The sequence below is a fragment of the Arthrobacter sp. SW1 genome, assembly GCF_001766675.1.
In the GTDB taxonomy this organism is placed as follows: domain Bacteria; phylum Actinomycetota; class Actinomycetes; order Actinomycetales; family Micrococcaceae; genus Arthrobacter.
Genome location: NZ_MJLT01000009.1, coordinates 1 through 26,666 on the forward strand (window position 1 = coordinate 1; position 26,666 = coordinate 26,666).

A 26,666-nucleotide genomic window follows, 5' to 3' on the forward strand; every position below is an offset into this window, starting at 1 on the left:
CTCTTCCCCGTTTCCCGAGGCCCTTCAACCCAGCCTTCCGAACCCAGGCTGCCCCGGTCGCTGGATTAATCCCGCAAGCTTTAGCAGCCGCCGTCGTGTCCTGCAGACGATCAAACACTACGAAAAATGCGTCCTTATGTTCCTGCCGGTACCAGCCAGAACCTGATGAATCACCGCTTAAACGAACCACGGTCGTTGCAACTCCCGAAGTCAGGGTGTTGCAACGACCGCTAGAACCCGCCCGGATTCCGGGGCCTCATGTGTACGTTCGCGCTTAGTGCTTGGCCAGTGCCCCTGCAACGAGGAAGGCCATTTCCAGCGACTGCATGTGGTTCAGGCGCGGGTCGCAGACGGACTCGTAGCGGTCCAGGAAGGCGTCCTGGTCGATCGGGTCCGCGCCTCCCAGGCACTCGGCGACGTCGTCGCCGGTCATTTCCACGTGCAGGCCGCCCGGAACGGTGCCCAGCGACTGGTGCACTTCGAAGAAACCGCGCACCTCGTCAATGACGTCGTCGAAGTTGCGGGTCTTGTAGCCGTTGGGCGAGGTGACCGTGTTGCCGTGCATCGGGTCGGTCACCCAGAGCACCTGGGCGCCGGAGGCCGTGACCCGTTCGACGACGGCGGGCAGCTTCTCGCGGATGTTCTTCGCACCCATGCGGGTGATGAAGGTGAGGCGGCCCGGTTCGCGGTTCGGGTCCAGCTTGTCGATGAGGCGCAGGGCGTCGTCACCGCTGGTGCCCGGGCCGAGCTTGACGCCGATGGGGTTGCGCACGCGGGACAGGAAGTCCACGTGGGCGTGGTCGAGCTCGCGGGTACGTTCGCCGATCCACAGGAAGTGGCCGGAGGTGTCGTACGGCAGGCCGGTGCGGGAGTCGATACGGGTGAGGGCGCGCTCGTAGTCCAGGAGCAGGGCTTCGTGGCTGGCGAAGAACTCCACGCGCTTCAGGGCTTCGAAGTCCGCGCCGCAGGAGTCCATGAAGCGGATGGCGCGGTCGATGTCCCGGGCCAGGGATTCGTAGCGGGCGTGGGCCGGGTTCTCGGTGAAGCCCTTGTTCCACTGGTGCACCAGGCGGAGGTCCGCGAAGCCGCCCTGGGTGAACGCCCGGATGAGGTTCAAGGTCGAAGCGGAGGTGTGGTACGCCTTGAGCATGCGGCCAGCATCGTGGGCGCGGGATTCCGGGGTGAAGTCGTAGCCGTTGACGATGTCGCCGCGGTATGCGGGCAGCGTGACGCCGTCACGGGTTTCCTCGTTGGAGGAGCGCGGCTTGGCGAACTGGCCGGCCATGCGGCCCATCTTGATGACGGGCATCGCCGCACCGTAGGTCAGGACCACGGCCATCTGCAGGATGGTCTTGACGCGGGCGCTGATCTTGTCAGCGGTGGCGCCTTCGAAGGTTTCCGCGCAGTCACCGCCCTGGAGCAGGAAGGCACGGCCCTGGGCCGCAGCGGCGAGCCGCTCACGCAGGATGTCCACTTCGCCGGCGAAGACGAGTGGCGGCAGCACCGAAAGTTCCTTGACGGAAGCGTCGAAAACGTCCTTGTCCGCCCAAGTGGGCTGCTGCGAGATCGGCAGCTCACGCCAGTCGTCCAGGCCCGGATAGTCAGCGGCGCCGCTCTGCGCGGTGCTGGTCATGGGGCCGGTCATGGAAGGTGCGGGAATTAGCTCAGTCACCCTACAAGACTAGTGGCCCGCCGGGCGCTTTGGGGCACGGCTGCCGTAACCCGGACGCACGGTGCCGTCATACTTTCCCGGGGCGCCCGCCGTCGTCCTCTTTGCCCGCGAGCCGGGCCTTCACATCGGCCGCGTACTCGTCCACGTACTCCTGCCCGGAGAGCCGCATGATCTCGTACATGATGCGGTCGGTGACCTCGCGCTGGACGGTCCGGTCTTCTTCATTTCCGTAGTGTTCGCTGAAGTCCAGGGGCTGGCCGATGATCATGCCGATGCGCCGGATGTTGGGAATCCTCTTGCCGATGGGCTGGACCTTCTCGGTTCCGATCATCGCCACCGGGATCACCGGCACCCGGGTCTGCAGCGCCAGCTTCGCCACGCCGGCCTTGCCACGGTAGAGGCGGGCGTCGGGGCTGCGCGTGCCTTCCGGATAGATGCCCAGCAATCCTCCGCCGTGCAGGACACCGCGTCCGGCCTGCAGCGATACTTCCGAAGCCGCACCGCCGGACCGGTCCATGGGCAGCTGCTTGCTCAGCCGGAAGAACAGGGCAGTCAGGCGGCCCTTGATGCCGGTCCCCGTGAAGTACTCGGACTTGGCCAGGAAGATCACCGGCCTCCGCACCATCAAGGGAAGGAAGATCGAGTCCGAGAAGGACAGGTGGTTCGACGCCAGGATCGCGGCACCGCGCTCTGGAATGTTGTCCAGGCCCTTGATCCACGGACGGAACAGCAGTTTGAGGATCGGACCGATGAAGATCCGTTTCATGACCCAATAGAACACCGTGGTTCCTCCCCGGCGGCATATGAATATGGCCGGACGCTTCCGTTCGGCGCTCACTGCCACCCTAACTCGTGTGTGAATTGACCGGAACAGTGACACGATGGACCCATGACGGAAACCAGCGCGAACCCCGTGCCTTCCGGACCGAAGCCGTTCCGGTACGCCGGGCACGGAGCCAACGCCGGCACCGGAATCGCACTCTGCCACGGCTTCACCGGCAGCCCGCTCAGCATCATGCCCTGGGCAGAACACCTGGCCTCACTGGGCTTCGCGGTCACCGTGCCGCTGCTTCCCGGCCACGGCACGCACTGGAAGGACCTCGCCCGCACCTCCTGGAAGGACTGGTACGGCACCTTCGAAGACAGCTACCTCGAGCTCGCGGCCGGAACGTCCCGCTGCTTCGTCGCCGGCCTATCCATGGGCGGGGCCGTGGCGCTGCGGACCGCTGCCCGCCACCCGGTGGCGGGGGTCGCCGTCGTGAACCCGGGACTGAGTTTCTACGACCGCCGGGTGCGATACATCGCCGCGCTTAAGCACGTCATGCGCACCACGGTGCCGGTGCAGGAGGAAAACCCGACGGCGCCGCACACCGACGACGGCGACTACTCCCTCACGCCGCTTGCAGCGGTGCACGAGCTGAAGAAATTGTTCCGCTCCACCTACCGGGCCCTGCCGGCCCTCACGGCACCGGCTTTGGTCTTCAAATCGGCGGAGGACGCGGTGGTGCCGCCGAGTTCCGTGGAGATGGTCCGCAAGCGCATCGGAAGCAGGGAATTCACGGTCCGCCCCCTGCCGCACAGCGGGCATGTGGCCACGCTGGACGTGGACGCGCCGCTGATCTTCGAAGAATCAGCCGCCTTTTTCCTGCGCCATGCCGCGGACAGAGTAGCCTCGGAGTCATCATGAATTCCCTCCCTGATTTCTCTCCGTTTTCGAGCAGCTTCACCGGCTCCGGGCCCAGCATCGGAGTGGTGATGAGCCATGGATTCACGGGCAGCCCGCACAGCATGCGGCCGTGGGCACGGTACCTCGCCGAAGAGGGTTTCGCCGTGCGCCTGCCATTGCTTCCCGGCCACGGCACCACCTGGCAGGACATGGCCACCCGGCGCTGGCAGGAATGGCACAACGCGGTGGACGCCGCCTACCTTGAACTGCAGTCCGAATGCGACTACGTCTTCGCCGCAGGCATGTCCATGGGCGGCGCCTTGGCACTGCGGATCGGCGCCACCCGGCCGGTGGCCGGGACGATCGTGGTCAACCCGGGCCTGGTGCTCGACGATCCCCGGGCCGTGGTGGTGGGACTCCTCAAGCACGTCATGAAGTCCACGCCGGCCATCGCCAACGACATCCGAAAGCCGGGAGTCGATGAAGGCGCCTACCCCCGCACCCCGGTGGCCGCCGCCCATGAACTGAAGAAAATGTACAAGGACACCTGGGCCCTGCTCCCCCGGATCTCCGCGCCGGTACGTGTCTTCCGCTCCTCGGTGGACCATGTGGTGTCCGATGCCAGCATCCGGCAGCTGCGGCGGCTCGTGACGGCTCCCGTAGAGCTCACGGTCCTGGAAAACAGCTACCACGTGGCAACCCTCGACAACGACGCCCCGGGAATCTTCCAGGCGTCTGCCGAGTTCATCCGGAAGACCGTTGCAGAACTCACGGCCTCCTCACCCGAAGGACAGCACCCATGAACAGGCCCGGACCGGATTCGGCGGACCAGAGCGCGAACAAGGACGACGACGCCGTCTGGCTTGACCTTGTCGCGAGGCTCGAAGCCATGCCGGAGGAGCTCCCGGAAACCGCGGACGACGCCCCCGGGGAACCCGAAACGCCCCGCACCGGCAGCTTCAGCGATTTCGATCCCTTGGGGCTTTCGCGCACCTTCTCCGGCCCGGAAGCCAGCAATCCCGCAGCCCCCGGCCCCCGCGACTACGAGGTGGCCGACGACGAGGAAGGCTTCATCCCGGAGGAACCGCCAAGCCTCGCCGGCACCGAGCCGTTGACCATGCTCGCCTGGCTGGGTGCCATCGGCGGGCCCTTGGGCCTCCTGTTCACTGCCATGTTCTGGCGTTCGGCTCCCCTGCCGGCCGTCCTGGGCATGGTGGCGGCATTCCTCGCCTCCGTGGTCTACCTGATCATGCGTTTACCCCGTGAAAAGGATGACTACGACGACGGCGCCCGCGTCTGACTAGCCGTGCCGCCTGCCGCTGACCCGGGAGAGGTCCGCGGCGCCGATCATCCCCGCCTTGGGGCCGAGTTCCGCCAGCTTGATCGCGGCCGGCGGCCGGAAACCGCGGCCGGTCAGGTTCCGGGCGAAAGCCTGCCGGGCCGGGCCGGCCAGCAGCTCACCGGCGTCGCACAAGCCACCGCCGATCACGAAGGTCCCCGGATCAAGGGCTGCTGCAAGGTTGGCCAGGCCCAGGCCAAGCCACTGCCCCACTTCTTCGAGCAGTTCCTTCGACGCCGGGTCCCCCGCCTTGGCCAGCTGGGACACGGTCAGGCCGGTGATGTCATCCACCACGCCACCGCTGGCCTTCAGCAGTTCGTGCGCCAGGGGTGAGTTACGCCGTGCAAGTTCGCGCGCTTCCCGGCCCAGGGCGTTGCCGGAGGCGTATTGCTCCCAGCAGCCGCGGTTGCCGCATTCACAACGGTGCCCGCCGGGGACGGCCACCTGGTGGCCGAATTCTCCCGCCACTCCGAACCGTCCGCGTTCCAGCCGGCCGTCCATCACCATCGCACCGCCGATGCCGGTTCCCAGGGTGATACACACAAGCCGGCTCTCGCCGCGGCCCGCGCCGAACCGCCACTCGGCCCAGGCGGCGGCATCGGCGTCGTTGACCACCAGCACCGGGCGGCGCAGCATCTCCTGCAGCTTGTCCCGCAGGGGCTCGTTCCGCCAGGCGAGGTGCGGACTGAACAGCACCGTGCCGCCGTCGAGATCCATCCACCCCGCGGCGCCGATGCCCAGCGACGCGATCCGGTGGCGTTCGCCCAGATCCTGCACGAGCTCCACGATCACCCGCTCGACGGCGCGCGGGTCGCGGCCGGGCGTCGCCCGGCGCTGCTCCTCGAGGACCCGGCCTTCGGCGTCGACGACTCCAGCCGCGACTTTCGTCCCGCCGATGTCGATTCCGATCGCCAGCCCCCGGCGGTGCTGGCGTACGGCTCCACGACGGCGGACGGCAGCTGAGCTGGACCAGCGCACTGTGCGGGTGGCGCGGCCTGCGGGCAGGGCGAAATTCAGCATCCCGCCATCTTAATCCGGGCGCCACCGGATCACGCCGCGCACATACGGCCTATTGGCGGAAATCCGGGCTTCACCGTAAAGTTACTCGCCAGTAGGTGAACTCCGACACACCCGGTGACCCGGAGCGTTAGAGTTAGAGCAGCCCTGCATTGGTCTGTTGATATCAAAGGAGCTATCGTGCGTGAAGTCAGTGTTCCGCCCCTGGTGAATGTTGCCCCTGAAACCAACATCACGGACCTCGTGATCCGGCAGGCAAACAAGCCCTCCAACCCCGCCCTGTTCGCCAAGCTGAACGGCGCGGGCCAATGGCAGGACATCCGGGCACGCGAGTTCCTTGCGGATGTGTCCGCCCTGGCAAAGGGCCTGATCGCCAACGGCGTGCAGGCCGGCGACCGGGTGGGCATCATGTCCCGCACGCGCTACGAATGGTCCCTGGTCGACTTCGCCATCTGGTTCGCCGGCGGCATCTCCGTCCCGATCTACGAAACCTCCTCCCCGTCCCAGGTGGCCTGGAACCTCGGCGACTCCGGAGCGGTGGCCGCCTTTGCCGAGGCTGCACACCACGAGGACATCATCCGCCAGGCCGTCGCCGGGCAGGACCTCGGTACCGTGGCCAACGTCTGGCAGCTTGAAGGCGGCGGACTCGATCTCCTCCGGAGCGCCGGCGCCGGTGTCAGCGACGAGGAACTCGAATCCCGCCGCAGCAAGGCCGTCCTGTCGGATACCGCCACGATCATCTACACCTCCGGGACCACCGGCCGCCCCAAGGGCTGCGAACTGAGCCACGGGAATTTCGTGGAACTGTCCGAAAACGCCCTGGCTTCACTGGGCGATGTGGTCAACGAGAACGCGCGGACCATCATGTTCCTGCCGCTCGCCCACGTGTTCGCCCGCTTCATCTCGGTCCTGGCCGTGGCGGCCGGCGCGCAAGTGGCGCACACCCCGGACATCAAGAACCTGCTGTCCGATCTCCAGAGCTTCAAGCCCTCCTTCATCCTGGCCGTGCCCCGCGTATTCGAGAAGGTGTACAACTCGGCGCTCAGCAAGGCCGAAGACGGCGGCAAGGGCGGTATCTTCCACAAGGCGGCAGACACGGCGATCGCGTACTCGAAGGCCCGCCAGTCCGGTTCGGTAGGCCTGGGGCTGCGGCTCAAGCACGCCCTGTTCGACCGCTTGGTCTACGGCAAGCTCCGGGCGGCCATGGGCGGCCAGGTCAGCCACGCGGTCTCCGGCGGCGGCCCGCTCGGTGAACGCCTCGGCCACTTCTTCCAGGGCATCGGCTTGCAGATCCTCGAAGGCTACGGCCTCACGGAGACCACTGCGCCGGTCTCCGTGAACACGCCGTCCCTCATCAAGATCGGCACGGTGGGACGCCCGCTTCCGGGCAACGCCGTCAGGATTGCGGACGACGGCGAAATCCTCGCCAAGGGCGTCTGCGTCATGAAGGGCTACTACAAGCGCGACGACTTGCTGGCCGAAACCTTCGTGGACGGCTGGTTCCGCACCGGCGACATCGGTGAGCTGGACGGCCAAGGCTTCCTGAAGATCACCGGCCGCAAGAAGGAAATCATCGTCACGGCCGGTGGCAAGAACGTGGTTCCTGCCCTGCTTGAGGACCAGATCCGGGCTGACGCCTTGGTGTCCCAGGTCCTGGTGCTCGGCGACAACCGCCCCTTCATCGGCGCCCTGGTGACCCTGGACGAAGAAGCCCTCCCCGGCTGGCTCGAACGCCATGGCCTCCCGGCCGGCACCACCCTCGAGGAAGCGGCCGGAAACAGCGTGGTCCGGGCCGCCGTGCAGGAACTGATCAGCAAGGCCAACCAGTCGGTATCGCAGGCCGAGGCCATCAAGTCCTTCCGGATTGTCGCCTCGGATTTCACGGAAGCGTCGGGGCACCTGACCCCGTCCATGAAGGTCAAGCGCGCGCAGGTCATGAAGGACTTCGAAACCGTCATCGAGGAGATGTACTCGGCGCCGCGCGGCTGACCCGCCGGTGGTTGAGTCTGTTGGTGGTGGTTGAGCCTGTCGAAACCTGGATCTCGACAAGCTCGATCACCAGCCACTCGATCACCGTTCACTGAAGGAGGCCCCGGGCTGCTGCCCGGGGCCTCCTCCATATCTACTGCGGGCCGCCTACTCGACGACGATCAGCAGGTCTCCGCCCTGGACCTGTTCCACGGCGTTGACGGCGATCCGGGAAACAGTGCCGGCCACCGGCGTCGTGATGGATGCTTCCATCTTCATCGCCTCAATGGTGGCAACGGTATCGCCCGCGTTGACGGCATCGCCCACCTTGGCCGTGACGGTCACGGCACCGGCGAACGGAGCGGCCACCTGGCCCGGCTGGGACGGATCGGCCTTCTCCGCCGTCTTGACGTTGCTGACCACGGACTTGTCCCGCACCACCACGGGACGGGACTGGCCGTTGAGCTTGCACAGTACGGTGCGCATGCCCTTTTCGTCGGGTTCGGACACCGCCTCGAGGGAAGCGATCAGGCGCACGCCCTTTTCCAGTTCGATGACGTGTTCAGCGCCGCGCTGCAGGCCGTACAGGTAATCGCGGGTATCCAGCACCGAGAGGTTGCCGTAGCTTTCCACGCTCTTCAGGTAGTCCTTGGTGGGACCGGCGAAGAGCAGGCGGTTCAGCGTCTGGCGGCGGGTAGCGGAGTCGGACTTGAGCGCGGCGCTGTCTTCGGCGCTGAGCTCGACGTCCCGCACCTTGATGCTGCGGCCCTGCAGGGCCTTGGTGCGGAACGGCTCCGGCCAGCCTCCGGGAGGATCGCCGAGTTCGCCGGACAGGAATCCGATGACGGAATCCGGGATGTCGTAGTTCTGCGGGTTCTCGTTGAAGTCGGCAGGATCGGCGTTCAGGCCCACCAGGTGCAGGGCAAGGTCGCCCACCACCTTCGACGATGGCGTGACCTTGACCAGGCGGCCCAGGATGCGGTCGGCGGCGGTGTACATGTCCTCGATGGCTTCGAACTGTTCGCCAAGGCCCAGGGCGATGGCCTGCTGGCGCAGGTTGGACAGCTGGCCGCCCGGGATCTCGTGCTGGTACACACGGCCGGTCGGACCCGGCAGCCCGGATTCGAACGGGGCGTACACCCGGCGCACGGCTTCCCAGTACGGTTCCATCGCGCTGACGGCAGCCAGGTCCAGGCCGGTGTCCCGCGGCGTGTGCGCGAGGGCGGCCACGAGCGCTGAGGCGGACGGCTGGCTGGTGGTGCCTGCGAGCGAGGCGGAGGCGGCGTCGACGGCGTCGACTCCTGCATCCACGGCCGCCAGCAGGGTGGCGAGCTGGCCGCCTGCGGTGTCGTGCGTGTGCAGGTGGACCGGGAGGTCGAAACGCTCGCGCAGTGCCGTGACAAGCTTGGCGGCCGCGGCCGGACGCAGCAGGCCCGCCATGTCCTTGATGGCGAGGATGTGCGCGCCGGCATCCACGATGCGCTGTGCCAGCTCAAGGTAGTAGTCCAGCGTGTAGAGCTTCTCTTCCGGATCCAGCATGTCGCTGGTGTAGCACAGTGCCACTTCCGCGACGGCGGTGCCGGTGGCCCGGACAGCGCGGATGGCCGGAGCCATCTGGTTGACGTCGTTCAGGGCGTCGAAGATGCGGAAGATGTCGATGCCAGTGGCAGCGGCCTCGTTGACGAAGGCCTCGGTGACTTCCTCCGGGTACGGGGTGTAGCCCACCGTGTTGCGGCCGCGGAGCAGCATCTGCAGGCAGACGTTGGGCAAGGCCTTGCGCAGGGCGGCGAGGCGGTCCCAGGGGTCTTCGCCGAGGAAGCGCAGGGCCACGTCGTAGGTGGCACCGCCCCAGGCTTCGACAGAGAGCAGCTGCGGCGTCAGGGCAGCGACGGCCGGGGCTGCGGCCACAAGGTCCCGGGTGCGCACGCGGGTGGCCAGCAGGGACTGGTGAGCGTCGCGGAAGGTGGTATCCGTGACGGCGACGCCGCTCTGCTCGCGCAGCGCCTTGGCGAAGCCTTCGGGGCCCAGTTCCAGCAGCTTCTGGCGCGAACCGGCCGGGATCTCCTTACCTTCGACCGACGGCAGCTTGGCTGCCGGATCGGAGTGGACAGGGAGCTCGCCGTTGGGCTTGTTGACGGTGACGTCGGCCAGCCACGTGAGGAGCTTGGTACCGCGGTCGGCAGACACGCGGGACTTGAGCAGTTCGGGGCGTTCGTCAATGAAGGACGTGGCCACGTTGCCGGCCACGAAGTCTTCGTCGTCCAGCACGGCCTGCAGGAACGGGATGTTGGTGGACACTCCGCGGATGCGGAACTCGGCCAGGGCACGTCGGGCGCGCTTGACGGCGGCCGGGTAGTCGCGTCCGCGGCAGGTGAGCTTGACCAGCATGGAGTCGAAGTGCGGGCTGATTTCGGCACCCGAGTACACGGTGCCGCCGTCGAGCCGCACACCGGCGCCGCCGGCGGAACGGTAACCGGTGATCTTTCCGACGTCCGGGCGGAAGCCGTTGGCCGGGTCCTCGGTGGTGATGCGGCACTGCAGTGCTGCGCCCTTGATGAAAACGCTGTCCTGGCTGAGGCCGAGGTCCGCGAGCGTCTCGCCTGAGGCGATGCGCATCTGGGCCTGGACAAGGTCGACGTCGGTGATCTCTTCGGTGACCGTGTGCTCCACCTGGATGCGCGGGTTCATTTCGATGAAGACGTGCTGTCCGGCGCGTTCGCCGGCAGTGTCCACGAGGAACTCGACGGTACCGGCGTTGACGTAGTTCAGCGCCTTCGCGAAGGCGACCGCGTCGCGGTACAGGGCCTGGCGGATGGAGTCGTCCAGCTGCGGGGCCGGTGCGATCTCGATGACCTTCTGGTGGCGGCGCTGCAGCGAACAGTCGCGCTCGAAGAGGTGGATGACGTTGCCCTCGGCGTCGGCGAGGATCTGCACCTCGATGTGGCGCGGACGCAGCACGGCCTGCTCCAGGAACATCGTGGGATCACCGAAGGCGGCGTCGGCTTCGCGCATGGCGGACTGCAGGGCCTCGGGAAGGGCCTCGCGGGTTTCGACACGGCGCATGCCGCGGCCGCCACCACCTGCGACGGCCTTCGCGAAGATCGGGAAGCCGATCTCGTCCGCAGCGGCGATCAGCTCGTCGATGTCACGGGAGGGGGCGCTGGACTTCAGGACCGGCACGCCAGCCTTGCGGGCGGCCTCGAGCGCCGCAACCTTGTTTCCGGCGAGTTCCAGGACCTCGGCGGGCGGGCCGACGAAGGTGATGCCCTCGGCCTTCGCGGCACGGGCAAGGTCCGGGTTCTCGGAGAGGAAGCCGTAGCCCGGGTAAATGGCGTCCGCCCCGGCTTCCTTCGCTACCCTGACAACCTCCGCAACATCCAGGTAAGCACGGACCGGATGGCCCTCTTCACCAATCAGGTAGGCCTCATCGGCTTTCTGCCGGTGGATCGAATTCCGATCCTCATGGGGGAAAACCGCTACAGTCTTGGCGCCGAGCTCATAGCCGGCGCGAAAGGCACGGATCGCGATTTCGCCGCGATTGGCCACCAGAACTTTGGAAAACATACTTCTCCTGCATCATTGCGGGTGTAACCGGTCGGTGGTCACAGTGTGTAAGAACGGCCCGGACAAACACAAATCTTTGTGTCGACCGTCACAATGACGGCCGTCACGTGAGGTAAACGCCCTCCAATGTGCTAGGAAAACGGACCGCGGCAGGCCCCGAAAACCGTGAAGCCGGGAATCCCCGCCTCCTCCACATAGAATGTTCTGGGGCGTGAGCCAGGCCCCCGTTCCGGCCGGGCCGGGACACTCACCACAGCTACACGGCAACCGGCGTTAGGTTTTGGGTTTTCAAGTGCAAGTAGTCAGCATCAGCAGCCTCAAGGGCGGCGTGGGCAAGACGTCCGTGACGACGGGACTGGCATCGGCGGCACTGGCTGCCGGCATCCCCACCCTTGTTGTAGACCTTGATCCCCACGCGGACGCAACAACAGCACTGGGCGTCCAGCCCACCGAACAGCTCGACATCGGCCGGATGCTGAAGAACCCCCGCCGGGCCCGCCTGAACGAGAATGTGGCAGCCAGCGGCTGGATCGGCCAGATCCCGGCTGCCGGGGGCGAGGCCTCCCCTGCTGAACGCAACGGCCGCCCCGTCCTGGATGTCGCCGTCGGATCCGCCTTCACCGGTATCTATGACCGCCCGGACCTCGGACGCCGCGACCTGCGCAGACTCTCCTCGGTATTGGCCGGGGCCGCCTCGTACGAACTGGTCTTGGTGGACTGCCCTCCGTCACTGAACGGGCTGACCCGCATGGCATGGAACGCGAGCAACCGCGTTGTCCTGGTAGCCGAGCCGGGCCTGTTCTCCGTGGCCGGCACCGAACGCACCATGCGCGCCATCCAGCTCTTCCGCAAGGAATTCGCACCGCAGCTGGCTCCGGCGGGCATCGTTGCCAACCGGGTACGCAGCGGCTCCTCGGAGCACGGCTTCCGCCTCGCCGAGATGGAGTCGATGTTCGGCGAACTCCTGCTCTCGCCGCACATCCCCGAACAAGCGAACTGGCAGCAGATCCAAGGCGCGGCCCACGCCGTGCACCACTGGCCCGGCGATTCCGCCAAAAGCACTGCGAAGCTCTTCGACGCACTTCTGCAGAACCTGTTGGCCTCCAATGGCCAGACCCGCCGTCGCGCCCAGTAATACGCAAAAGCAAGGCCTCCTTCCCGGAACTATCCGGGGAAGGAGGCCTTCTTGGCGTCTTGGGTGTATTCCGGCCTAGCCGGTGCGGCGGGCCGAGCGGCGCTTGCTGAGTTCGTCGTCGGGGAACGTCTGGTCGGCTGCGTGCTCGCTGGGAAGTTCGGCGAGGCTGCCTTCCACCTCGCGCCAAACGCGGCCGACGGCGATGCCGAAGACGCCTTGGCCGCCCTGCACGAGGTCGATCACTTCATCCGCGGAAGTGCATTCATAGACGCTGGCGCCGTCGCTCATGAGGGTGATCTGCGCGAGGTCTTCGACGCCGCGCTCCCGCAGGTGTTCGACGGCGGTGCGGATCTGCTGGAGGGACACCCCGGTATCGAGGAGGCGCTTGACGACCTTGAGGACGAGGATGTCGCGGAAGCTGTAAAGCCGCTGGGAACCGGAGCCGGCGGCACCGCGCACCGCGGGTTCGACGAGGCCGGTACGCGCCCAGTAGTCGAGCTGGCGGTAGGTGATGCCCGCCGCCTTGCACGCGGTGGGGCCACGATAGCCGGCGTCTTCGTCAAGGACGGGAAGGTCCTCGGTGAAAAGAAGACCCTGGGCACCGCTAGCGGGCGCAGCAACACCAATCGAGGCCTGCTTCAGCTCGCCTGCTTCGCCTTTGGGACTCACGTGACCCTCCTTGTCCGAAGTTCCCCTGGGGATGGCGCCTCCACAGCCGACACGAATGGAACGTCAATCGTGTAATTTCAAACGCGTCCGCACTCTCCAGTGTGACTTGCGCAGGCCGTGTATGCAACGGGAACTTGATACCTCCGACGTTAGGCGGGCGGAGGCCCAAGGTCAAAGACGTTTGGGGCATTTTCACGCCGTGTCGAAACTTTCACCTTCGACTTTAACGTTAAGAAGCCCTCAGCCTTCAAAATCCTCGGGTTCGACGTCATCCAGGAACTCGCGGAAACGGCGCATTTCGCGTTCCTCGTCCACGGTGGGCTCGGCTTCCTCGCCGTCGTCGTGCTCGGTGATCCGCACGCCGGCTTCTTCCATCACGGCGTCCGCGCACCAGATGCGGCACTTGGCCCGCAGCGCCAGCGCCAGCGCGTCCGAAGCACGGGAGCTGACGGTGGTGCCGTCGTCGAACTGGAGCTGCCCGTAGAAGATGTTGTCTTCCACGGCCACAATGTTCACAGTGACGATCGCATGGCCGAGGGCCTCCACGACATCCACCAAGAGGTCATGGGTCATGGGCCGGGGCGGGACGACACCCTGCTGGGCCAGGGCGATGGCACTGGCCTCGGGCGTGCCGATCCAAATGGGCACGTGCCGGTCTCCCTGGAGTTCCTTCAGGAGGACCAGCGGCTGGTTGGAGGGGAGCTCGATCCGTACTCCGACAATCTCGACTTCAATCATCACGATTCCATGCGCGAGATCCGGTCCTGCACCAGGGCCCGGTGCAGGGTGAGGCAAAGTTCGCTGATTTCCCGGGCAGCTTCCGCTGCGCGGGCCTGCGAAGCGGCGTCTTTCCGGGACATGAGCGGTCCGACGGCACGCTCCACAAGGCCGAACTCACGCTCAGCCGCCGCCTGGAACGGACGGAGGTGCCGCGGCTCCAGGCCGTGGCCCTCCAACTGGACGCAAGCACGAGCCACCTGCAGGGCGTGCTCATCGAACTTCCCGTTCACATGGCTGATCAGCCCGAAACTGAGCAGCGACTGCAGGAGCGGGACGCTGGCGCCGGACTCGGTGCGCAACTGCTCCTCCGTGAGGGCGCGCGCACGCCCCTTCAGCTCGGCGGCAAGTTCGTCCGAGACGATGCGCGGGGAAACAGTGACTCCCGGCGGGAGGTTCTCTGGCCGTTCGCCGCGGTCGATCGCGTCAAGGTAGTCCTTGATGACCTTCAGCGGCAGGTACTGGTCGCGCTGCAGCGCCAGGACAAAGCGCAGGCGCTCGACGTCGCTGTCCGAGTACTGGCGGTACCCCGCGGGAGTCCGCTTCGGATTGATCAGTCCCTTTTCTTCAAGGAAGCGGATCTTGGACGCGGTCATCGCGGGGAAGTCGTCGCTCAACTGGGCGAGGACCTCGCCGATGTTCAGGACCTGGGGTCCACGCCGTTCCGGCTGGGCAAGTGCCACAGGCAGGTACTCCGGATTCAGGCCTGGCCTGCAGCGCGCGCAGGGCTCAGGTAGAAGGTGAGGCGGAACTTGCCGATCTGGACTTCGCTGCCGTTCTTCAGCTGCACGCTGTCCACACGGTCGTGGTTGACGTAGGTACCGTTCAGGCTGCCGGTATCCACCACCTCGAAGCCGCCGGCGGTGCGGTGGAATTCGACGTGCTTGCGGGAAACCGTGACGTCGTCAAGGAAGATATCGGCGTCCGGGTGGCGGCCCGCCGTCGTGTTGTCCGAGTCGAGCAGGAAGCGGGCGCCGGCGTTCGGGCCGCTGTGCGCGATCAGGAGCGCCGAACCGGGAGGCAGGGCGTCAACTGCTGCGCGCTCTTCGGAGAGCAGCTTGGGGGTGATGCCCGGCTCGCTGCTGATCGGGGTGAGTTGGATCGAGGTGGTCTCCGAGGTCGGCTGTTCCAGTCCTTCGGACCGGCCCGGGACCGGGTTCTGTTCGCCGCCAACCATGGAAATCCTCCTCATCCGCCGGCGGCTCACACAGACGCCGGTTCGCTGCTGCCCGGTTCCGCCGGGCCAAACGGGTTGCTGGTCCGCCGGTTCTCCCGGGGAGGGAGAACCGGCGTTCCTGACCAGTTGGTTTTAGCCTACCTGCTGTTCGTACTCGGATGCACTGAGCAGCGATTCGGTGGCATCTGCTTCGGCAAGCTTGATCTCCAGGAGCCAGCCTTCGCCGTACGGATCGGAGTTGATCAGGGCGGGGTCGCTGTCCAGGGCATCGTTGCGCGCGATGACTTCGCCGCTCACCGGGGCGTAGATGTCGCTGACGCTCTTGGTGGATTCGACTTCGCCCACCACTTCGTTGCCGGTGATGGTGGTGCCGGGCTCGGGCATCTGGACGTAGACGACGTCGCCCAGGGCGTCCTGCGCGAAGTCGGTGATGCCGATGCGGACGACGCCATCGGCGTTGGGGGCAGCCACCCATTCGTGCTCGGCGGTGTAGGAGAGATCGGCAGGAATGTTGCTCATGGGTCGCCTTTCATCGGGACGTTGAGGACCACGACGGCGGAGCAGGCTTCCGCGCCGCCGCTGAAAGTATAGGCACAATCCTCCCGCCTCCCCACGGGTCTCTGGAATGATGGGCGGAAGAGGGTCCGCCCTGCTTTTGGAGGAGCATTGCCATGCCTGAACTTCCCGAACTCACGGCCCTGGCGGCCTGGCTGGACGGGCAGCTTGCAGGGGCCACGGTGGCCAGCCTGCAGTTCCCTACGGCGTTCGCCCTGAAAAACAAAGACGTCTCCCCCGACATTGTTGCCGGACGCACCCTTATCCGGGTGGTGCGGCGCGGAAAGTTCCTGGTTTTTGACACGGATCCCGACGGCGGCGGGCCGGCCCTCGTTGCCAACTTCGGGAAGTCGGGGTGGGTGCGGGTGTCCGGGAAACTTCCCGAGGTCAAGGACGCTCCCGAAGCGGTGTCTGCGGCCAAGCCGGCTGCCGGGCCCATCATGGCCCGCATTGGCCTGGTAAAGGACGGAACGGAGCATGGCGTGGACCTCATGGACTACGGACGATGGAAAGGCCTGGCCGTGCACATCGTCCACGACCCGGAGGTGGTTCCCGGGATCGCGGAGCTCGGCCCGGAAGCGCTGGACCCGGAATTCACACTGGAAGACTTCGCCCGGCTGCTGACCTCAAAGCAACGGATCAAGGACATCATCCGGGACCAGAAAAAGATCGCGGGTATCGGCAACGGCTACAGCGACGAGATTCTGCACGCAGCCAAGCTCTCGCCCCTGGCGCCGGGAGCATCGCTGGACACGGGCTCGGTGGAGCGGCTCTACACCGCCATGCGGCAGGTCCTGAGCGATGCCGCCGGAGAGTTGACGGGGCTCGCACCGGACAAGCTCAAGGCTGCGAAGAAGGCGTCAATGGCAGTCCACGGCCGTAACGGCGAGGACTGCCCGGTCTGCGGAGACACCATCCAGGAACTGGCCTACGTGGGGACCTCCTTCCAATACTGCCCCGGCTGCCAGACCGGCGGGCAGGTCCTGGCCAGGTAACGCCGCCACGGCGGATTTGACAAGGCAGGGAGCCCGCGTTCTGCCATGATGGGTCCCATGACAGAACAAGCACCAGTACCCCCGAAGAAAAAAGGCAACTGGGGCGCCAAGATCATCCTGATCCTTGTCGCGTTGGTCTTCGCCGTCATCTCCTACTTTGCCCTCGCCGCATTCCTTCCCCGCTGGTGGTCCCAGACCATCGGCCAGCAGGTCAACGGCAGCATCTCCGGCGGCATCCTGGCCGGCATGTTCTATGGTTTCGTCTTCACGTTCGCCGCAACCCTCGTAGCGCTGATCGGTTTGAACAAGAAGGTGGGCTGGCCGTTCAAGATTGCCTTGGTGATCCTTGGCGTGGCGATCTCGACGCCGAACCTGCTCACCCTCGCCATCGCACTGGGTTCCGACAACGCGGCCCACGCCGGCCAGCGGGTCCTCGATGTCGATGCACCGGGTTTCCGGACCTCAACGCTGATCTCCGCGATCGCCGGTTTCGCCGCCGCGGTGCTGCTGGTGGTTCTGATCGGCCTGTGGCGCGGCCGGGGACGGAAGATGAAGGCTCTCAAGCAGGCCGAAAAGGAACGCCTCCAGGCAGAGAAAGAGGCTGAACGCGCCGCAGCCGGCCGGCCGACGTCGGGCCCGGCCGCTGCGCTGGGCGACGCGAAGGCGAGGATCACTGATGTCTTCGACGGCTCGCCCGATTTCGACGGGCAGCCGGACCAGAAGTAATTCCCGCAGAGGCCCGTCACCGCATGGTGACGGGCCTCTCGCATGCGCGGGCTGGCTACGTGGGCCGCACGGCCGTAGAATATTAGTTGCACGCGCTCTATATATGGTGGCGCGCACTACAGCCAGGCCACCGCCGGCGCGTTCCCCTCAATCGGCAGGAGTTACAGGAAATGGGCATCAAGGACGACGCCGTGGAAGTCCGCGCGCAAGGCTGGCGGACCCTCGCCGCCCTGCACGCAAGCATCGAAACTGCACTGGAGAAGGCGCTGCAATCAGCCGCCGGCCTGTCCGTGGTGGAGTACACGGTGCTCGACGCCCTGAGCCGGCAGGACGGCTGGCACATGCGCATGCAGCAGCTGGCGCGTGCCACCGCCCTGTCCAGCAGCGCCACCACCCGCCTGGTGAACCGGCTTGAGGACCGCGCATTGCTCACCCGCATCCTCTGCGCCGATGACCGCCGCGGCATTTACACGGAACTGACCGACGCCGGGCAGAAGCTCCTGCTGGCAGCCCGCCCGGTCCACGACGAAGCACTGGAGAAGGCACTCCAGGAAGCCGAAGCCGTTCCGGAGCTGGAACCGCTCGTGCGGGCCCTGGGAGCACTGCAGGCGGTTTAGCTCTTCAGCTAGGCCTTCTTGACGACGCTCGACTTCAGTTGCATGGGGCCGAAGCCGTCCACTTTGCAGTCGATGTCGTGGTCGCCCACGCCATCCACCAGGCGGATGTTGCGGACCTTGGTGCCCACCTTGATGGACGTGGAGCTGCCCTTGACCTTCAGGTCTTTGATGATGGTGACGGTATCGCCATCGCTGAGCACATTGCCCACGGCGTCCTTGATGAGGCGCTCCCCCTGGCTCTCACCTTCGGCCTGAGCCTCCCACTCATGGGCACATTCGGGGCAGACGAGCAGCGCACCCATTTCGTAGGTGTATTCGCTGGAACATTCGGGGCACGGGGGCAGGGATTCACTCACCGTCCAATGATACCGGCGCGGGCCGGTCGAAATTCTGCGAGAACTGCAACGGACCGGCGAGCGCCCCGCCGTCTACCGGGAGCGTGACACCGGTGATCCATGCGGCGTCGCCGGAGGCAAGGAAAGCGATCGCGGAAGCGACATCCTCCGGCTCGCCGACCCTGCCGAGCGGGTACAACGGCGCCAAATGGTCCGGCCCGCCCTGCGCGTCCCAGACCCGGGTGCGGATGGTTCCGGGCGCCACCATGTTGAGGCGGACGCCGTCCGGGCCAAGGGTAACGGCGAGGTTCTTCGCCAAGAGGCCGAGCCCCGCCTTTGCCGCGGAATAGGACTCTCCGCCGAACGCAGCAATTCCGTTGACGGAGCCGACCAGCACCACGGCCCCGCCCCGCGCGCGCAAATGCTGCACTGCCGCGCGGATCAACCGCATGGGGCCGCTGAGGTTGAGGTCGAGGTCGGCGTTCCAGTCCCCGTCACTCATTCCCTCCGCCAGGGGCGGGTGCCTGAGCGCACCGCCGGCGACGTTCACCAGGACGTCCAGCCGCCCGAAACGTGCGACGACGGCGGCAACCGCCGCGTCCACGGAGCCGCGGCCAGTGAGCTCGCAGGACAGCACGAGGCTCCTGCCGCCGTCGGGGTCCAATTCCGCGGCGAGCCGCGCGGCGGCGTCGACATCCAATTCCGCGAGCGCGACGGCGGCACCCTCCGCATAAAGGCGGCGCACCGCGGCGGCGCCGATCCCGTGGCCGGCTCCGGTCACCAGGCAGACCTTGCCTTCGAAGCGCTTCATGATCCTCCTTGATCGTGCGGGGCACGGCGTACGGACGGAACCCAGGCGACGCATCTCACAATATAGTTGCTTGCGCCTGATACTTGCGTGTGCAACTATAGATTCATCGGCGAAATAACCAGCGCCTGCAAATACTTTCCCAGTGTAACAGGAGACCCCTCATGCCTCTCGGCCTACTCGCACTCGCCATCGGCGCGTTCGGCATCGGGCTTACCGAATTCGTCATCATGGGCCTGCTGCCCGAGGTGGCCGCAGACTTCGCAGTCACCGAAGCCGCCGCAGGATGGCTCATTTCCGGATACGCCCTCAGCGTGGTGGTCGGCGCCCTGCTGTTGACCGCAGCCACCACCCGGCTCCCCCGCAAAACCGTCCTGCTCAGCCTGATCGTGCTGTTCATCGTGGGCAACGCGCTGACCGCCCTGGCCGGCAACTACAACGTGGCCATGATCGGCCGCATCATCGCCGCCCTCTGCCACGGCGCCTTCTTCGGCATCGGCTCCGTGGTTGCCGCCAGCCTGGTGGCACCGGCCAAGAAGGCGGGCGCCATCGCCATCATGTTCACCGGCCTCACCGCTGCCAATGTCCTCGGCGTTCCCTTCGGCACCTTCATCGGCCAGCAGTTCGGCTGGCGCGCCACCTTCTGGGCCATCTCGGCGATCGGCGTGCTGGCGTTCATCGGCATCGCAGTCCTAGTTCCCGTGCTCCGCCAGTCGGGCGAACAGATCAGCCTCCGCAGCGAACTGGGCGCCTTCCGCTCCGGCCAGGTATGGCTCTCCCTCTCGGTCACCATCCTCGCCTACGGCGGCATGTTCGGCGCCTTCACCTACATCGCCTACACCCTCACCGAGGTCAGCGGCTTCGCCTCCTCCGCCGTGCCGTGGCTGCTGGTGCTCTTCGGCGCCGGACTGGTGATCGGAAACTGGCTGGGCGGACGCATGGCCGACCGTTCAATCGACGGCACCCTGATCTTCTTCATCGTTGCCCTGATCGTCGTACTGGCGCTGTTCGGCCTCTTCGCCGGATCCCAGCCGGCCACGATCATTGCCCTCTTCCTCATGGGCGGCTTCGGCTTCGGCACCGTTCCCGGCCTGCAGAGCCGGATCATGATCTACGCAGGCCAGGCTCCCACCCTTGCCTCCGGTGCCAACATCGGCGCGTTCAACGTGGGCAACGCCCTGGGCGCCTGGACCGGCGGCCTCGGCATCGCAGCGGGCCTCGGCTACACCTCGCCCATCTGGATCGGGGCCGTCATCACCGCTTCGGCCCTCGTGGTGATGGTGATCGCGGCGATCACCGCCAAGCGGGCAGGCATCCCCGCAAGCCCGGCAGTCGCCGTCGACGATTCAGCGGTTGCTGTGCACTAAGGCCGTACCGTGCGGGCGCCATGCCCGTCTCCGCGTACGACGACGGAACCCCCGGGATATCCCGGGGGTTCCGTTGTGTTCGGGGTTGGCGGAGGTCAGTCCACGATTGCCATGCGGTGCGCCTTGGCGACCCTGGCAAGACCGGTCGACACGAGCGACCCCACGAGTGCGAGCGCGGCGAGCGCGACGAACACGATGTGATAGCCGCTGGCCCCCGGATTGGCATCGAGGATGGCCCCGTAGCCGATGAAGGCGAACATGCCGGGTGCGTAGCCAACCAGGCAGGCGATGCCGAAGGCTGTGCCGCTGATCTGCTCAGGGATGCCCACCTCGTCCATGGGCGCCCAGAACACCCCGCGCATCGTGAAGACGATCAGCGAAAACAGCAGGGTGACGATCATCGCCGGTATTTGGCTTCCGGGATCCGCCGGCAGGAGAAGCAGCACCGTGACCACCGGGATCAAGCACAGGAACGCCACGCGGATGTACCAGCTTGAACTCTTGAACACCTTGTCCGAGAGCACGCCACCGATCGGCCCGCCCAGGATTTTCAGGCCGTACTGGTTGATGATGCCGTAGGCGCCGACCAGCGCGACCGGCAGCCCGTAGACGTAGGTCAGGTACGGGATGAAATAGGTCAGGCCGCAGTACACGACATAGACCATGAACACCGTGAAGCTCACCCACCACAGCTGCGGCAGCCTCGCCGCGCGCCAGATCTCAGCGATGCCGGCTTTCTGCTTCGTCGCTGCCTCCTGTCCCGCCACTGGTTCTTCCGCGCGGGTCCGGAGCAGCAGGAACAACAGCACGCCGACGGCAATGTCGATGATCGCGTAGAAGGCGATGGCCGCGCGGAATCCGCCGGTTCCGGAACCCATCCAGACGAAGATCCCGAGGGCCGAGAACGCCACCGCGGTATCCACGATGCCGCGGCCGCCTTCAAGCAGGCCGAAGAGCCGGCCCTGCTCCTTCGAACCGCCAAGCTGCCGGATGCTCTTGAGCAGCGCAGGCCACACGAGGCAGTCGGAACAGACGGCAAGCAACGCAAAGACGAGAAGCAAAGTGCCGAAACCCGGGAAGGTGCTGAGGTACAGGCCAAGGGTGCCCGTGCCGATCAGGCCGAGGGGAATGAGGATCCTTGTGGAGAAGCGGTCGGCGAGGAAGCCACCCACCACGAAGAGCGCCGTCGCCACGATCGAGTTGATGCTCAGCAAGGTCCCGATCTCAGTGTGGTTGAGCCCCATGGCTTCCTGCATCGGAACGTAGAAGGCGTCCTTGAGGTTGGCGAGTTTGTAGATGGTGCCACCGGCCATGACGAGCAAGGCGAAGCGGATCCACTTGCTCCAGTCAACGGGCTTAGTGGATTTCGCGGGGGTTTGGGTCACCGTAGTCATCGTGCACCTGCCAGGGAGATCGTGGGGTCGAGTTGCGCGGCGGCGATGCTGCGCATGGTGGAAAGCAGCTCCTTGACGTAAGCCACCTGATGGTCGGCCCAGCCGGGCTCAGCGGCGAGGAGATCATCCAGGCTCCAACCGTCCGGAATGCCCGTCGTGCTGAGGTCCCGGTACGGAATGAACGGGTTGTCGCCTTCACCGGCATGACGGAAGGCGGGAGCGTAGTAGAGGTTTTCCTGTTCGAGTGCCAGCGCGATGACCTGGGGTTCGTCGTCGCCGAGCATCAGGAGCTCGAAAAGCATCCGGGCACCGGGCAGGTCGTCCTCGGGGCTGCCCTGCAGGACACCGCGGTGCCCGAAGCCGTCGCCTTCGGGAAGAATGTGGACGCCTTTCAGATGGGCTTGAAGGATATGGGGTGCCAGTGCGGACAGGGCATCCAGCGGGCGCTCGCAGGCGTTGACCATGTTTCCGAAGTCGAACATTGCGTACAGGCGCGGATGGTTGACGCGGCGGAGCAGCTCGGCGATTTCCGTGGAACGAAGTTCTTCATGCTGTTCGAAAGAGAACGTCAGATCATGCTGATCGGCGAGGGCGGCGAGCCGGAGGAGATCCTGTTCAATCCGTTCCATGACCTCGGACAGCTGCCCTTCGAAGCGGGAATACACCCGGATGTTCCGGACACCGAGGATACCCGCGATCCGGACCACCTGATCTACGTCTGCACGCAGGGTGGTGCTGATCTCCAGGTGGATGTCCAGGCCAAGGTTCTCCGCTTTGCGGGCGAACCTGCGCAGTTGTTCATCGCTCATCCGGCCCAAGCTCCGCTCCTCACCATCAAGGAGGTGGATGCATACGCCGGCCAGGCCGTGGCGATGGGCGAAGTCGAGTACGTCGTCGGGCCCGAATCCGCCGTATGTCAGGTTTCCCAGGAGCGCATAGGCGTGGCCGAACAGGCGGACGCCGTCAATCCGGTCAATCAATTTCCGGGCAAGGTCGTCGTCGAGACGGGGCAGGGACGCTATCTCCGCGTCATTGAGGCGCGGGCTGAGAAGCGCCCGGAATTGTTCTTCGGGTGGGGACATGATCGGCTCCTCGGGAAGCGGGTCAGTGGTGGTGGCGAATGTCACGCACTATTTGTACGCCGCCAATGGATGCCGAAAAAGATCCATTATGGCCACTGCCGTTAAGTCCATTCCCGCAGTTAAGCCGTTTCAATATCTCCTGCTGGAACGCTCCCAGCGGTCCCAGGCCGCAGCCATCCGGCCTACCGCATAAGGCATATGCGCTTCGTCCGTCCCTGCGAAGCCGATAAGGAGCGCTGGCGGCAGCCGCCTGGTGAGCCGGTACTCCCCCAGCGGATAGGTGTACACCCCGCCCGCTGCCAGTCCGCGCGCCACGACAATATCGTCAATGTCTTCGCGAAGCCGGCCGACCACATGCAGGCCGGCATCGACCGGGCGGGCCTCGATTCTATGCGCCAGCTGCTGGCCGACCGCCTCAAGCAAGGCATCCTGGCGTCCGGCGTACAGACGGCGGGTGCGGCGAAGGTGGGCGTGCAGGTGTCCTTCGGACAGAAAATCCGCGAGCGCGGCCTGGAGCACCATGGGCGGCGGACGCCCGATGACGGACGACGCCGAGGCAAAGGGCTCCACCAGGTCCTCCGGAAGCACGCAGTATCCGAGCCGGATCGACGGAGAAAGCACCTTGCTGAACGATCCCACGGTGATCACGTGCCTGCTCAGGTCAAGGCCGAACAAGGTAGGCAGGTGCTTCCCCCGGTACCGCAGTTCGCTGTCGCAATCATCTTCGACGATCCAGCTTCCGTTCCGCTGCGCCCACGCGATCCATTCCGCGCGGCGGGCGGGGCTCATCGTCATTCCGAGGGGGTGTTGCCGTGCGGGAGTCAGGCAGGCCAACCGGGCCGGGGACCCGCCCTCGTGCGCTGGCCCGTCCGGAACGACCGCGCCTTCGTCGTCGACCGGGACGCCCTGGACGGGACACCCCAGAGACTGGAAGGCCAAGCGGCCGGAAATATGCCCGGGGTCCTCGACGAGGACCATATCCCCGACGTCCAGGAGAAGGACCGCCAACACGTTGAAGGCCTGCTGCGCTCCAGAGGTGACGACAATCTGCTCTGCTGTACAGCCGAGGCCACGCACATCATTGACGTAGTCTGCGATGGCCTCCCGAAGAGCCCGGTAACCGTGCGGATCGCTGTAGCCGATCATGAGTGGATCGGTGCGCCCCGCGTGGCGTCCCAGGAGGCGCTTCCAGGTGGTTGCCGGAAAGGCCGAGGACGCGATCTGGCTGGCCACGAAGGACTCCGTCTCGGCCGGCGCCCACGAGTAGGGTGCTTCGCTGAACAGATCGGTACCGCGCGACGACGTCGCCGCACTGCGGGCGGACAACGGCGGCCGGGGCATGGGCTGCTGCGGGGCGGCCTCGCTCCACAGCGTGTCCACGTACGTGCCGTCACCGGCCCGCGAGCGCAGGAAGCCCTCAGCGGTGAGCTGTTCGAAAGCCGAGACGACGGTGATCCGTGAGACCCCGAGTTCGGCGACCAGCGTGCGGGTAGAAGGCAGCCTGGTTCCGCTCGGGAGCGCACCGGTGAGGATCTGCATGCGTAATTGACCGTACAGCTGCCGGTGCAGGGGTTGTGAGGCAGCCCGGTCGAGTTCGAGCCCTGCCAGCAAGCGGCCGCCGGCACTCTTCATCGTGCGTGCCGGGAGGCTGGATTCACCATGACGGCCATTTTACGGCGCGGCCCGGCCCGGCCCTCGCCTCCAAGGTCCTGTCCGAGGCCAAGATCGAAACACCCCGCGGGGGACGGCACCTCGGACGGCGCTATGGGCGCCGGGCCGCAGGGCTGCCCGACTAAGGTGCGGGCGGGGGGTGCCTTGGGGAAGACTGTGGCGTTTGGCGACGGGAGTTGGCGTTGGCTGATCGTGGAATCTGGGGCACAAGAAATCGGGTATAGGCATTCAGATGAATCGCTTGGAGGCCACCAACAACCGACAACGGAATCAAGTAGTAAGAAAAGTCTCCATCAATGATAAAGAAGTCATCGATTTCGTTCGGACCATAGATAGTACGGCCATGGCGCGCCGTCGAGAGGTACACCTTCCACGAATTGCCGCTACGCGTGGTCGTCGTCTTGACTTGAACCCTGCGGATTCGGGAATTGTCCAAAACCAAGAGATCATAGCGGCTAGGCTCCAGAGGCCACGAGACGTCGCTACCGCATAGGGTGAACCACGCCGCAGCTAAGAGGGATCCTGCTCGCCGGAGGTGCGCGACATCCATGGCCGTAATGGGCTCCGGCCCTTCGCCTTTAGCCAACTCAATCGTCAGGTGTGAGATGTCGATCCCTAGGCGCGTTGCATGCCCTTGCACCAGTACCATGTCAGCTTCCTTTAGGCGTAGTTCCCTTAGAACGCCCCGCCAATCGGTGGCCGCACTAATCGCTTCGCGTAACCTTTGCTCCGACCATCGGCGCCGCCCTGCGAAATGCTCATAGTCGGCCCCGATACGGTCGGCATGAGCACGCACTGACTGTATTGCGCTTGCGGAAGTCGCGATAAGACCGAGGCCGCGAAGAACGCCGCGCCAGGAGTTCGAGGAAATAACCGCTTCGCGAAGCTGGTCATCTGAGTAGCTGCGTCCCATGCTCATGACGTCACGTTATCTGCCAGCTCGGACAATAAAGCTCACAGAGCTCAAACGGCAGAAACAGAAAATCCCCGACAAACCCTTCTTGTCAGGGATTCTTGCGGTCGGGCTGACAGGATTTGAACCTGCGACCCCCTGACCCCCAGTCAGGTGCGCTACCAAGCTGCGCTACAGCCCGCCTTGCCTGACCGTTATCGCTGTTCGCGGCCGTTCAAGCAACGCGTATCAGCCTATACGAAAGCGGCCCGGATGAGAAATCGAAGGTCCTCCGACACGCCGTGTCGCCACGCACCTAAAGCTGCGGTCAGGAACCGGCGAGCCACCTGCGGTTCAAACCCTGTTCAGTCGGCGTCGTTACGGTTCCGGAGCACCCCAATCCATACCACCCCAGTTCCCCCAACTCGAAAGGCTTCCCCTATGGACCGCCGTCGTTTCTTCACTGCAGCTGCCGCCACCACCGCAGCCGCTTCGATCCCCCTGCTCACGGCCGGCACAGCGCAGGCCGCTTTCTCGGACACCGCGCAGGAGCAAAAGCTCACACGCCTCATGCTGGACGCGCTGAGCCGCGAGCTGGATGATCCGGGGACCGCCGCCGTCGTCGAGCCCTACATCCAGGACATCGGATTCAACTGGCAGCCGCCGGTGACGGGGCTGGAGAACATCGATTACATCGTTGCCTACGCTTTCGGGAACCGCGCCCCGGCTGGTGGCGGCGACCCGTCCAAGGTCCTGTACGAGCCCGGGCCTGTTAACGAAGCCCTCGCGGACACCATCGCCGCGGTCCGCGAGCAGAAGGATGTGCCGGTGTTTGCGCAGTGGGAGATCGCCCGATTCCTTGAAAGCAAGTACGGCATGGACCGCGTGGCGTCCATTGAGCCGGTGATCGGGGCGGATGGCACCATCACCTATCTCAGCACCGACGGCGTTGCCGCCCAGGTTGTTGCCCTCCGTGGAACATCGGGCACGGCCGGTGTGGTGGGTTTCCGCGACCATGTGAAGCGTTGCGTCCAGACCACCTGCGACCGCGGCATGGATGCCTTCGCACCGGCCGGCGTCCAGATGCCGGGCGAGTACGACACGCGGTCCGGCCAGCCGTGGACCCGCCGCCGCGACCTCTACTTGCTGCACGATATGTACGCCCAGTTCGCGGTGCTGCGCCAGAAGGCGATCACTGCGGCGTATCCGAACGGGTAGAACTGCACGGTCCAAGAGCGTT

The 26,666-nt window shown here is 65.8% G+C and carries 24 protein-coding genes and 1 tRNA gene; 10 read left to right on the forward strand and 15 right to left on the reverse strand.

Annotated features, from left to right (window positions below; translation table 11 throughout):
- Positions 1-274 precede the first annotated feature (274 nt).
- Both BIU82_RS06600 and BIU82_RS06605 read right to left on the reverse strand, forming a co-directional pair.
- Positions 275-1,672: a class II 3-deoxy-7-phosphoheptulonate synthase gene (locus BIU82_RS06600; protein ID WP_171906513.1), complete on the reverse strand. Its 1,398-nt coding sequence runs from the start codon at positions 1,670-1,672 to the stop codon at positions 275-277.
- Between the two features lie 67 nt (positions 1,673-1,739).
- On the reverse strand, positions 1,740-2,453 hold the full coding sequence (locus BIU82_RS06605) for a lysophospholipid acyltransferase family protein (protein WP_070348683.1): 714 nt from the start codon (positions 2,451-2,453) through the stop codon (positions 1,740-1,742).
- Between the two features lie 108 nt (positions 2,454-2,561).
- Here BIU82_RS06605 and BIU82_RS06610 point away from each other — a divergent pair, with 108 nt between their 5' ends.
- Genes BIU82_RS06610 through BIU82_RS06620 form a run of 3 tightly spaced genes read left to right on the forward strand, consistent with a single transcriptional unit; the run spans position 2,562 to position 4,638 of the window.
- Positions 2,562-3,359, forward strand: a complete 798-nt coding sequence (locus BIU82_RS06610; protein WP_070348684.1) for an alpha/beta fold hydrolase — start codon at positions 2,562-2,564, stop codon at positions 3,357-3,359.
- Positions 3,356-4,141, forward strand: coding sequence for an alpha/beta fold hydrolase (locus BIU82_RS06615; RefSeq protein ID WP_070348685.1), 786 nt, complete (start codon positions 3,356-3,358; stop codon positions 4,139-4,141). Before BIU82_RS06610 ends, BIU82_RS06615 begins: the two co-directional genes overlap by 4 nt.
- Complete coding sequence (locus BIU82_RS06620; protein ID WP_070348686.1) at positions 4,138-4,638, forward strand: hypothetical protein; 501 nt, start codon at positions 4,138-4,140, stop codon at positions 4,636-4,638. The genes BIU82_RS06615 and BIU82_RS06620 overlap by 4 nt, the downstream gene beginning before the upstream one ends.
- Here BIU82_RS06620 and BIU82_RS06625 read toward each other — a convergent pair whose 3' ends face one another.
- Complete coding sequence (locus BIU82_RS06625; RefSeq protein WP_139146531.1) at positions 4,639-5,697, reverse strand: ROK family glucokinase; 1,059 nt, start codon at positions 5,695-5,697, stop codon at positions 4,639-4,641.
- A gap of 177 nt (positions 5,698-5,874) precedes the next feature.
- On the opposite strand from BIU82_RS06625, the gene BIU82_RS06630 reads away from it, so the two are divergent.
- Positions 5,875-7,683, forward strand: coding sequence for a long-chain fatty acid--CoA ligase (locus tag BIU82_RS06630; protein ID WP_070348687.1), 1,809 nt, complete (start codon positions 5,875-5,877; stop codon positions 7,681-7,683).
- 147 nt (positions 7,684-7,830) lie between these two features.
- Here the strand turns inward: BIU82_RS06630 and BIU82_RS06635 are convergent, their stop codons facing one another.
- A complete protein-coding gene (locus tag BIU82_RS06635) occupies positions 7,831-11,226 on the reverse strand; it encodes a pyruvate carboxylase (RefSeq protein ID WP_070348688.1) in 3,396 nt (1,131 codons plus the stop codon).
- A gap of 292 nt (positions 11,227-11,518) precedes the next feature.
- On the opposite strand from BIU82_RS06635, the gene BIU82_RS06640 reads away from it, so the two are divergent.
- Positions 11,519-12,361, forward strand: a complete 843-nt coding sequence (locus BIU82_RS06640) for a ParA family protein (protein WP_070348689.1) — start codon at positions 11,519-11,521, stop codon at positions 12,359-12,361.
- Positions 12,362-12,436: 75 nt separating this feature from the next.
- Here the strand turns inward: BIU82_RS06640 and BIU82_RS06645 are convergent, their stop codons facing one another.
- The 5 genes from BIU82_RS06645 to gcvH form a co-directional block, all read right to left on the reverse strand.
- Positions 12,437-13,030 (reverse strand): MerR family transcriptional regulator, encoded by a 594-nt coding sequence (locus BIU82_RS06645; RefSeq protein ID WP_070348690.1) that lies wholly within the window; start codon positions 13,028-13,030, stop codon positions 12,437-12,439.
- Between the two features lie 240 nt (positions 13,031-13,270).
- The gene (locus BIU82_RS06650; protein ID WP_070348691.1) at positions 13,271-13,768 is read right to left on the reverse strand and encodes a bifunctional nuclease family protein; all 498 of its coding nucleotides are present in this window, start codon (positions 13,766-13,768) and stop codon (positions 13,271-13,273) included.
- Entirely contained in the window at positions 13,768-14,490 is a 723-nt protein-coding gene (locus tag BIU82_RS06655) for a MerR family transcriptional regulator (protein WP_070348692.1), read from the reverse strand. Before BIU82_RS06655 ends, BIU82_RS06650 begins: the two co-directional genes overlap by 1 nt.
- Before the next feature lie 17 nt (positions 14,491-14,507).
- Positions 14,508-14,984 (reverse strand): FHA domain-containing protein, encoded by a 477-nt coding sequence (locus BIU82_RS06660; protein WP_070348693.1) that lies wholly within the window; start codon positions 14,982-14,984, stop codon positions 14,508-14,510.
- A gap of 132 nt (positions 14,985-15,116) precedes the next feature.
- Positions 15,117-15,503, reverse strand: coding sequence for a glycine cleavage system protein GcvH (gene gcvH, locus BIU82_RS06665; RefSeq protein WP_070348694.1), 387 nt, complete (start codon positions 15,501-15,503; stop codon positions 15,117-15,119).
- A 152-nt stretch (positions 15,504-15,655) separates the two neighbouring features.
- Here gcvH and BIU82_RS06670 point away from each other — a divergent pair, with 152 nt between their 5' ends.
- The 3 genes from BIU82_RS06670 (at position 15,656) to BIU82_RS06680 (ending at position 17,877) form a co-directional block, all read left to right on the forward strand.
- A complete protein-coding gene (locus BIU82_RS06670; RefSeq protein ID WP_070348695.1) occupies positions 15,656-16,534 on the forward strand; it encodes a DNA-formamidopyrimidine glycosylase family protein in 879 nt (292 codons plus the stop codon).
- A 57-nt stretch (positions 16,535-16,591) separates the two neighbouring features.
- Complete coding sequence (locus BIU82_RS06675) at positions 16,592-17,260, forward strand: hypothetical protein (protein ID WP_070348696.1); 669 nt, start codon at positions 16,592-16,594, stop codon at positions 17,258-17,260.
- Between the two features lie 170 nt (positions 17,261-17,430).
- Positions 17,431-17,877 (forward strand): MarR family transcriptional regulator, encoded by a 447-nt coding sequence (locus BIU82_RS06680; protein WP_070348697.1) that lies wholly within the window; start codon positions 17,431-17,433, stop codon positions 17,875-17,877.
- Between the two features lie 8 nt (positions 17,878-17,885).
- Here BIU82_RS06680 and BIU82_RS06685 read toward each other — a convergent pair whose 3' ends face one another.
- Together BIU82_RS06685 and BIU82_RS06690 are read right to left on the reverse strand one after the other, a co-directional pair.
- On the reverse strand, positions 17,886-18,233 hold the full coding sequence (locus BIU82_RS06685) for a zinc ribbon domain-containing protein YjdM (protein WP_070348698.1): 348 nt from the start codon (positions 18,231-18,233) through the stop codon (positions 17,886-17,888).
- Positions 18,226-19,023, reverse strand: a complete 798-nt coding sequence (locus BIU82_RS06690) for an SDR family NAD(P)-dependent oxidoreductase (RefSeq protein ID WP_070348699.1) — start codon at positions 19,021-19,023, stop codon at positions 18,226-18,228. The genes BIU82_RS06685 and BIU82_RS06690 overlap by 8 nt, the downstream gene beginning before the upstream one ends.
- Positions 19,024-19,184: 161 nt before the next feature.
- Here BIU82_RS06690 and BIU82_RS06695 point away from each other — a divergent pair, with 161 nt between their 5' ends.
- Entirely contained in the window at positions 19,185-20,387 is a 1,203-nt protein-coding gene (locus BIU82_RS06695; RefSeq protein WP_070348700.1) for an MFS transporter, read from the forward strand.
- A gap of 95 nt (positions 20,388-20,482) precedes the next feature.
- Here the strand turns inward: BIU82_RS06695 and BIU82_RS06700 are convergent, their stop codons facing one another.
- The 4 genes from BIU82_RS06700 to BIU82_RS06715 all read right to left on the reverse strand — a co-directional run bounded on the left by BIU82_RS06700 (position 20,483) and on the right by BIU82_RS06715 (position 25,628).
- Positions 20,483-21,772, reverse strand: a complete 1,290-nt coding sequence (locus tag BIU82_RS06700) for an MFS transporter (protein ID WP_216099002.1) — start codon at positions 21,770-21,772, stop codon at positions 20,483-20,485.
- A 5-nt stretch (positions 21,773-21,777) separates the two neighbouring features.
- On the reverse strand, positions 21,778-22,908 hold the full coding sequence (locus BIU82_RS06705; protein ID WP_216099003.1) for a TIM barrel protein: 1,131 nt from the start codon (positions 22,906-22,908) through the stop codon (positions 21,778-21,780).
- 84 nt (positions 22,909-22,992) lie between these two features.
- Positions 22,993-24,495, reverse strand: coding sequence for a PLP-dependent aminotransferase family protein (locus tag BIU82_RS06710; protein ID WP_070348702.1), 1,503 nt, complete (start codon positions 24,493-24,495; stop codon positions 22,993-22,995).
- A 1,059-nt stretch (positions 24,496-25,554) separates the two neighbouring features.
- Positions 25,555-25,628 (reverse strand) — tRNA-Pro (locus tag BIU82_RS06715).
- 239 nt (positions 25,629-25,867) lie between these two features.
- Between BIU82_RS06715 and BIU82_RS06720 the strand changes: the two genes are divergently transcribed.
- Positions 25,868-26,644 (forward strand): hypothetical protein, encoded by a 777-nt coding sequence (locus tag BIU82_RS06720; protein ID WP_070348703.1) that lies wholly within the window; start codon positions 25,868-25,870, stop codon positions 26,642-26,644.
- Positions 26,645-26,666 lie beyond the last annotated feature (22 nt).

Bases quoted from the DNA above. Each gene is read 5' to 3' on its own strand.
- BIU82_RS06720 (WP_070348703.1), top strand. From the start codon at position 25,868: ATGGACCGCCGTCGTTTCTTCACTGCAGCTGCCGCCACCACCGCAGCC.
- BIU82_RS06620 (WP_070348686.1), top strand. From the start codon at position 4,138: ATGAACAGGCCCGGACCGGATTCGGCGGACCAGAGCGCGAACAAGGAC.
- BIU82_RS06660 (WP_070348693.1), bottom strand. From the start codon at position 14,984: ATGGTTGGCGGCGAACAGAACCCGGTCCCGGGCCGGTCCGAAGGACTG.
- BIU82_RS06710 (WP_070348702.1), bottom strand. From the start codon at position 24,495: ATGAAGAGTGCCGGCGGCCGCTTGCTGGCAGGGCTCGAACTCGACCGG.
- BIU82_RS06635 (WP_070348688.1), bottom strand. From the start codon at position 11,226: ATGTTTTCCAAAGTTCTGGTGGCCAATCGCGGCGAAATCGCGATCCGT.
- BIU82_RS06610 (WP_070348684.1), top strand. From the start codon at position 2,562: ATGACGGAAACCAGCGCGAACCCCGTGCCTTCCGGACCGAAGCCGTTC.
- BIU82_RS06680 (WP_070348697.1), top strand. From the start codon at position 17,431: ATGGGCATCAAGGACGACGCCGTGGAAGTCCGCGCGCAAGGCTGGCGG.
- BIU82_RS06695 (WP_070348700.1), top strand. From the start codon at position 19,185: ATGCCTCTCGGCCTACTCGCACTCGCCATCGGCGCGTTCGGCATCGGG.
- BIU82_RS06675 (WP_070348696.1), top strand. From the start codon at position 16,592: ATGACAGAACAAGCACCAGTACCCCCGAAGAAAAAAGGCAACTGGGGC.
- gcvH (WP_070348694.1), bottom strand. From the start codon at position 15,503: ATGAGCAACATTCCTGCCGATCTCTCCTACACCGCCGAGCACGAATGG.
- BIU82_RS06625 (WP_139146531.1), bottom strand. From the start codon at position 5,697: ATGCTGAATTTCGCCCTGCCCGCAGGCCGCGCCACCCGCACAGTGCGC.
- BIU82_RS06670 (WP_070348695.1), top strand. From the start codon at position 15,656: ATGCCTGAACTTCCCGAACTCACGGCCCTGGCGGCCTGGCTGGACGGG.
- BIU82_RS06690 (WP_070348699.1), bottom strand. From the start codon at position 19,023: ATGAAGCGCTTCGAAGGCAAGGTCTGCCTGGTGACCGGAGCCGGCCAC.
- BIU82_RS06650 (WP_070348691.1), bottom strand. From the start codon at position 13,768: ATGATTGAAGTCGAGATTGTCGGAGTACGGATCGAGCTCCCCTCCAAC.
- BIU82_RS06615 (WP_070348685.1), top strand. From the start codon at position 3,356: ATGAATTCCCTCCCTGATTTCTCTCCGTTTTCGAGCAGCTTCACCGGC.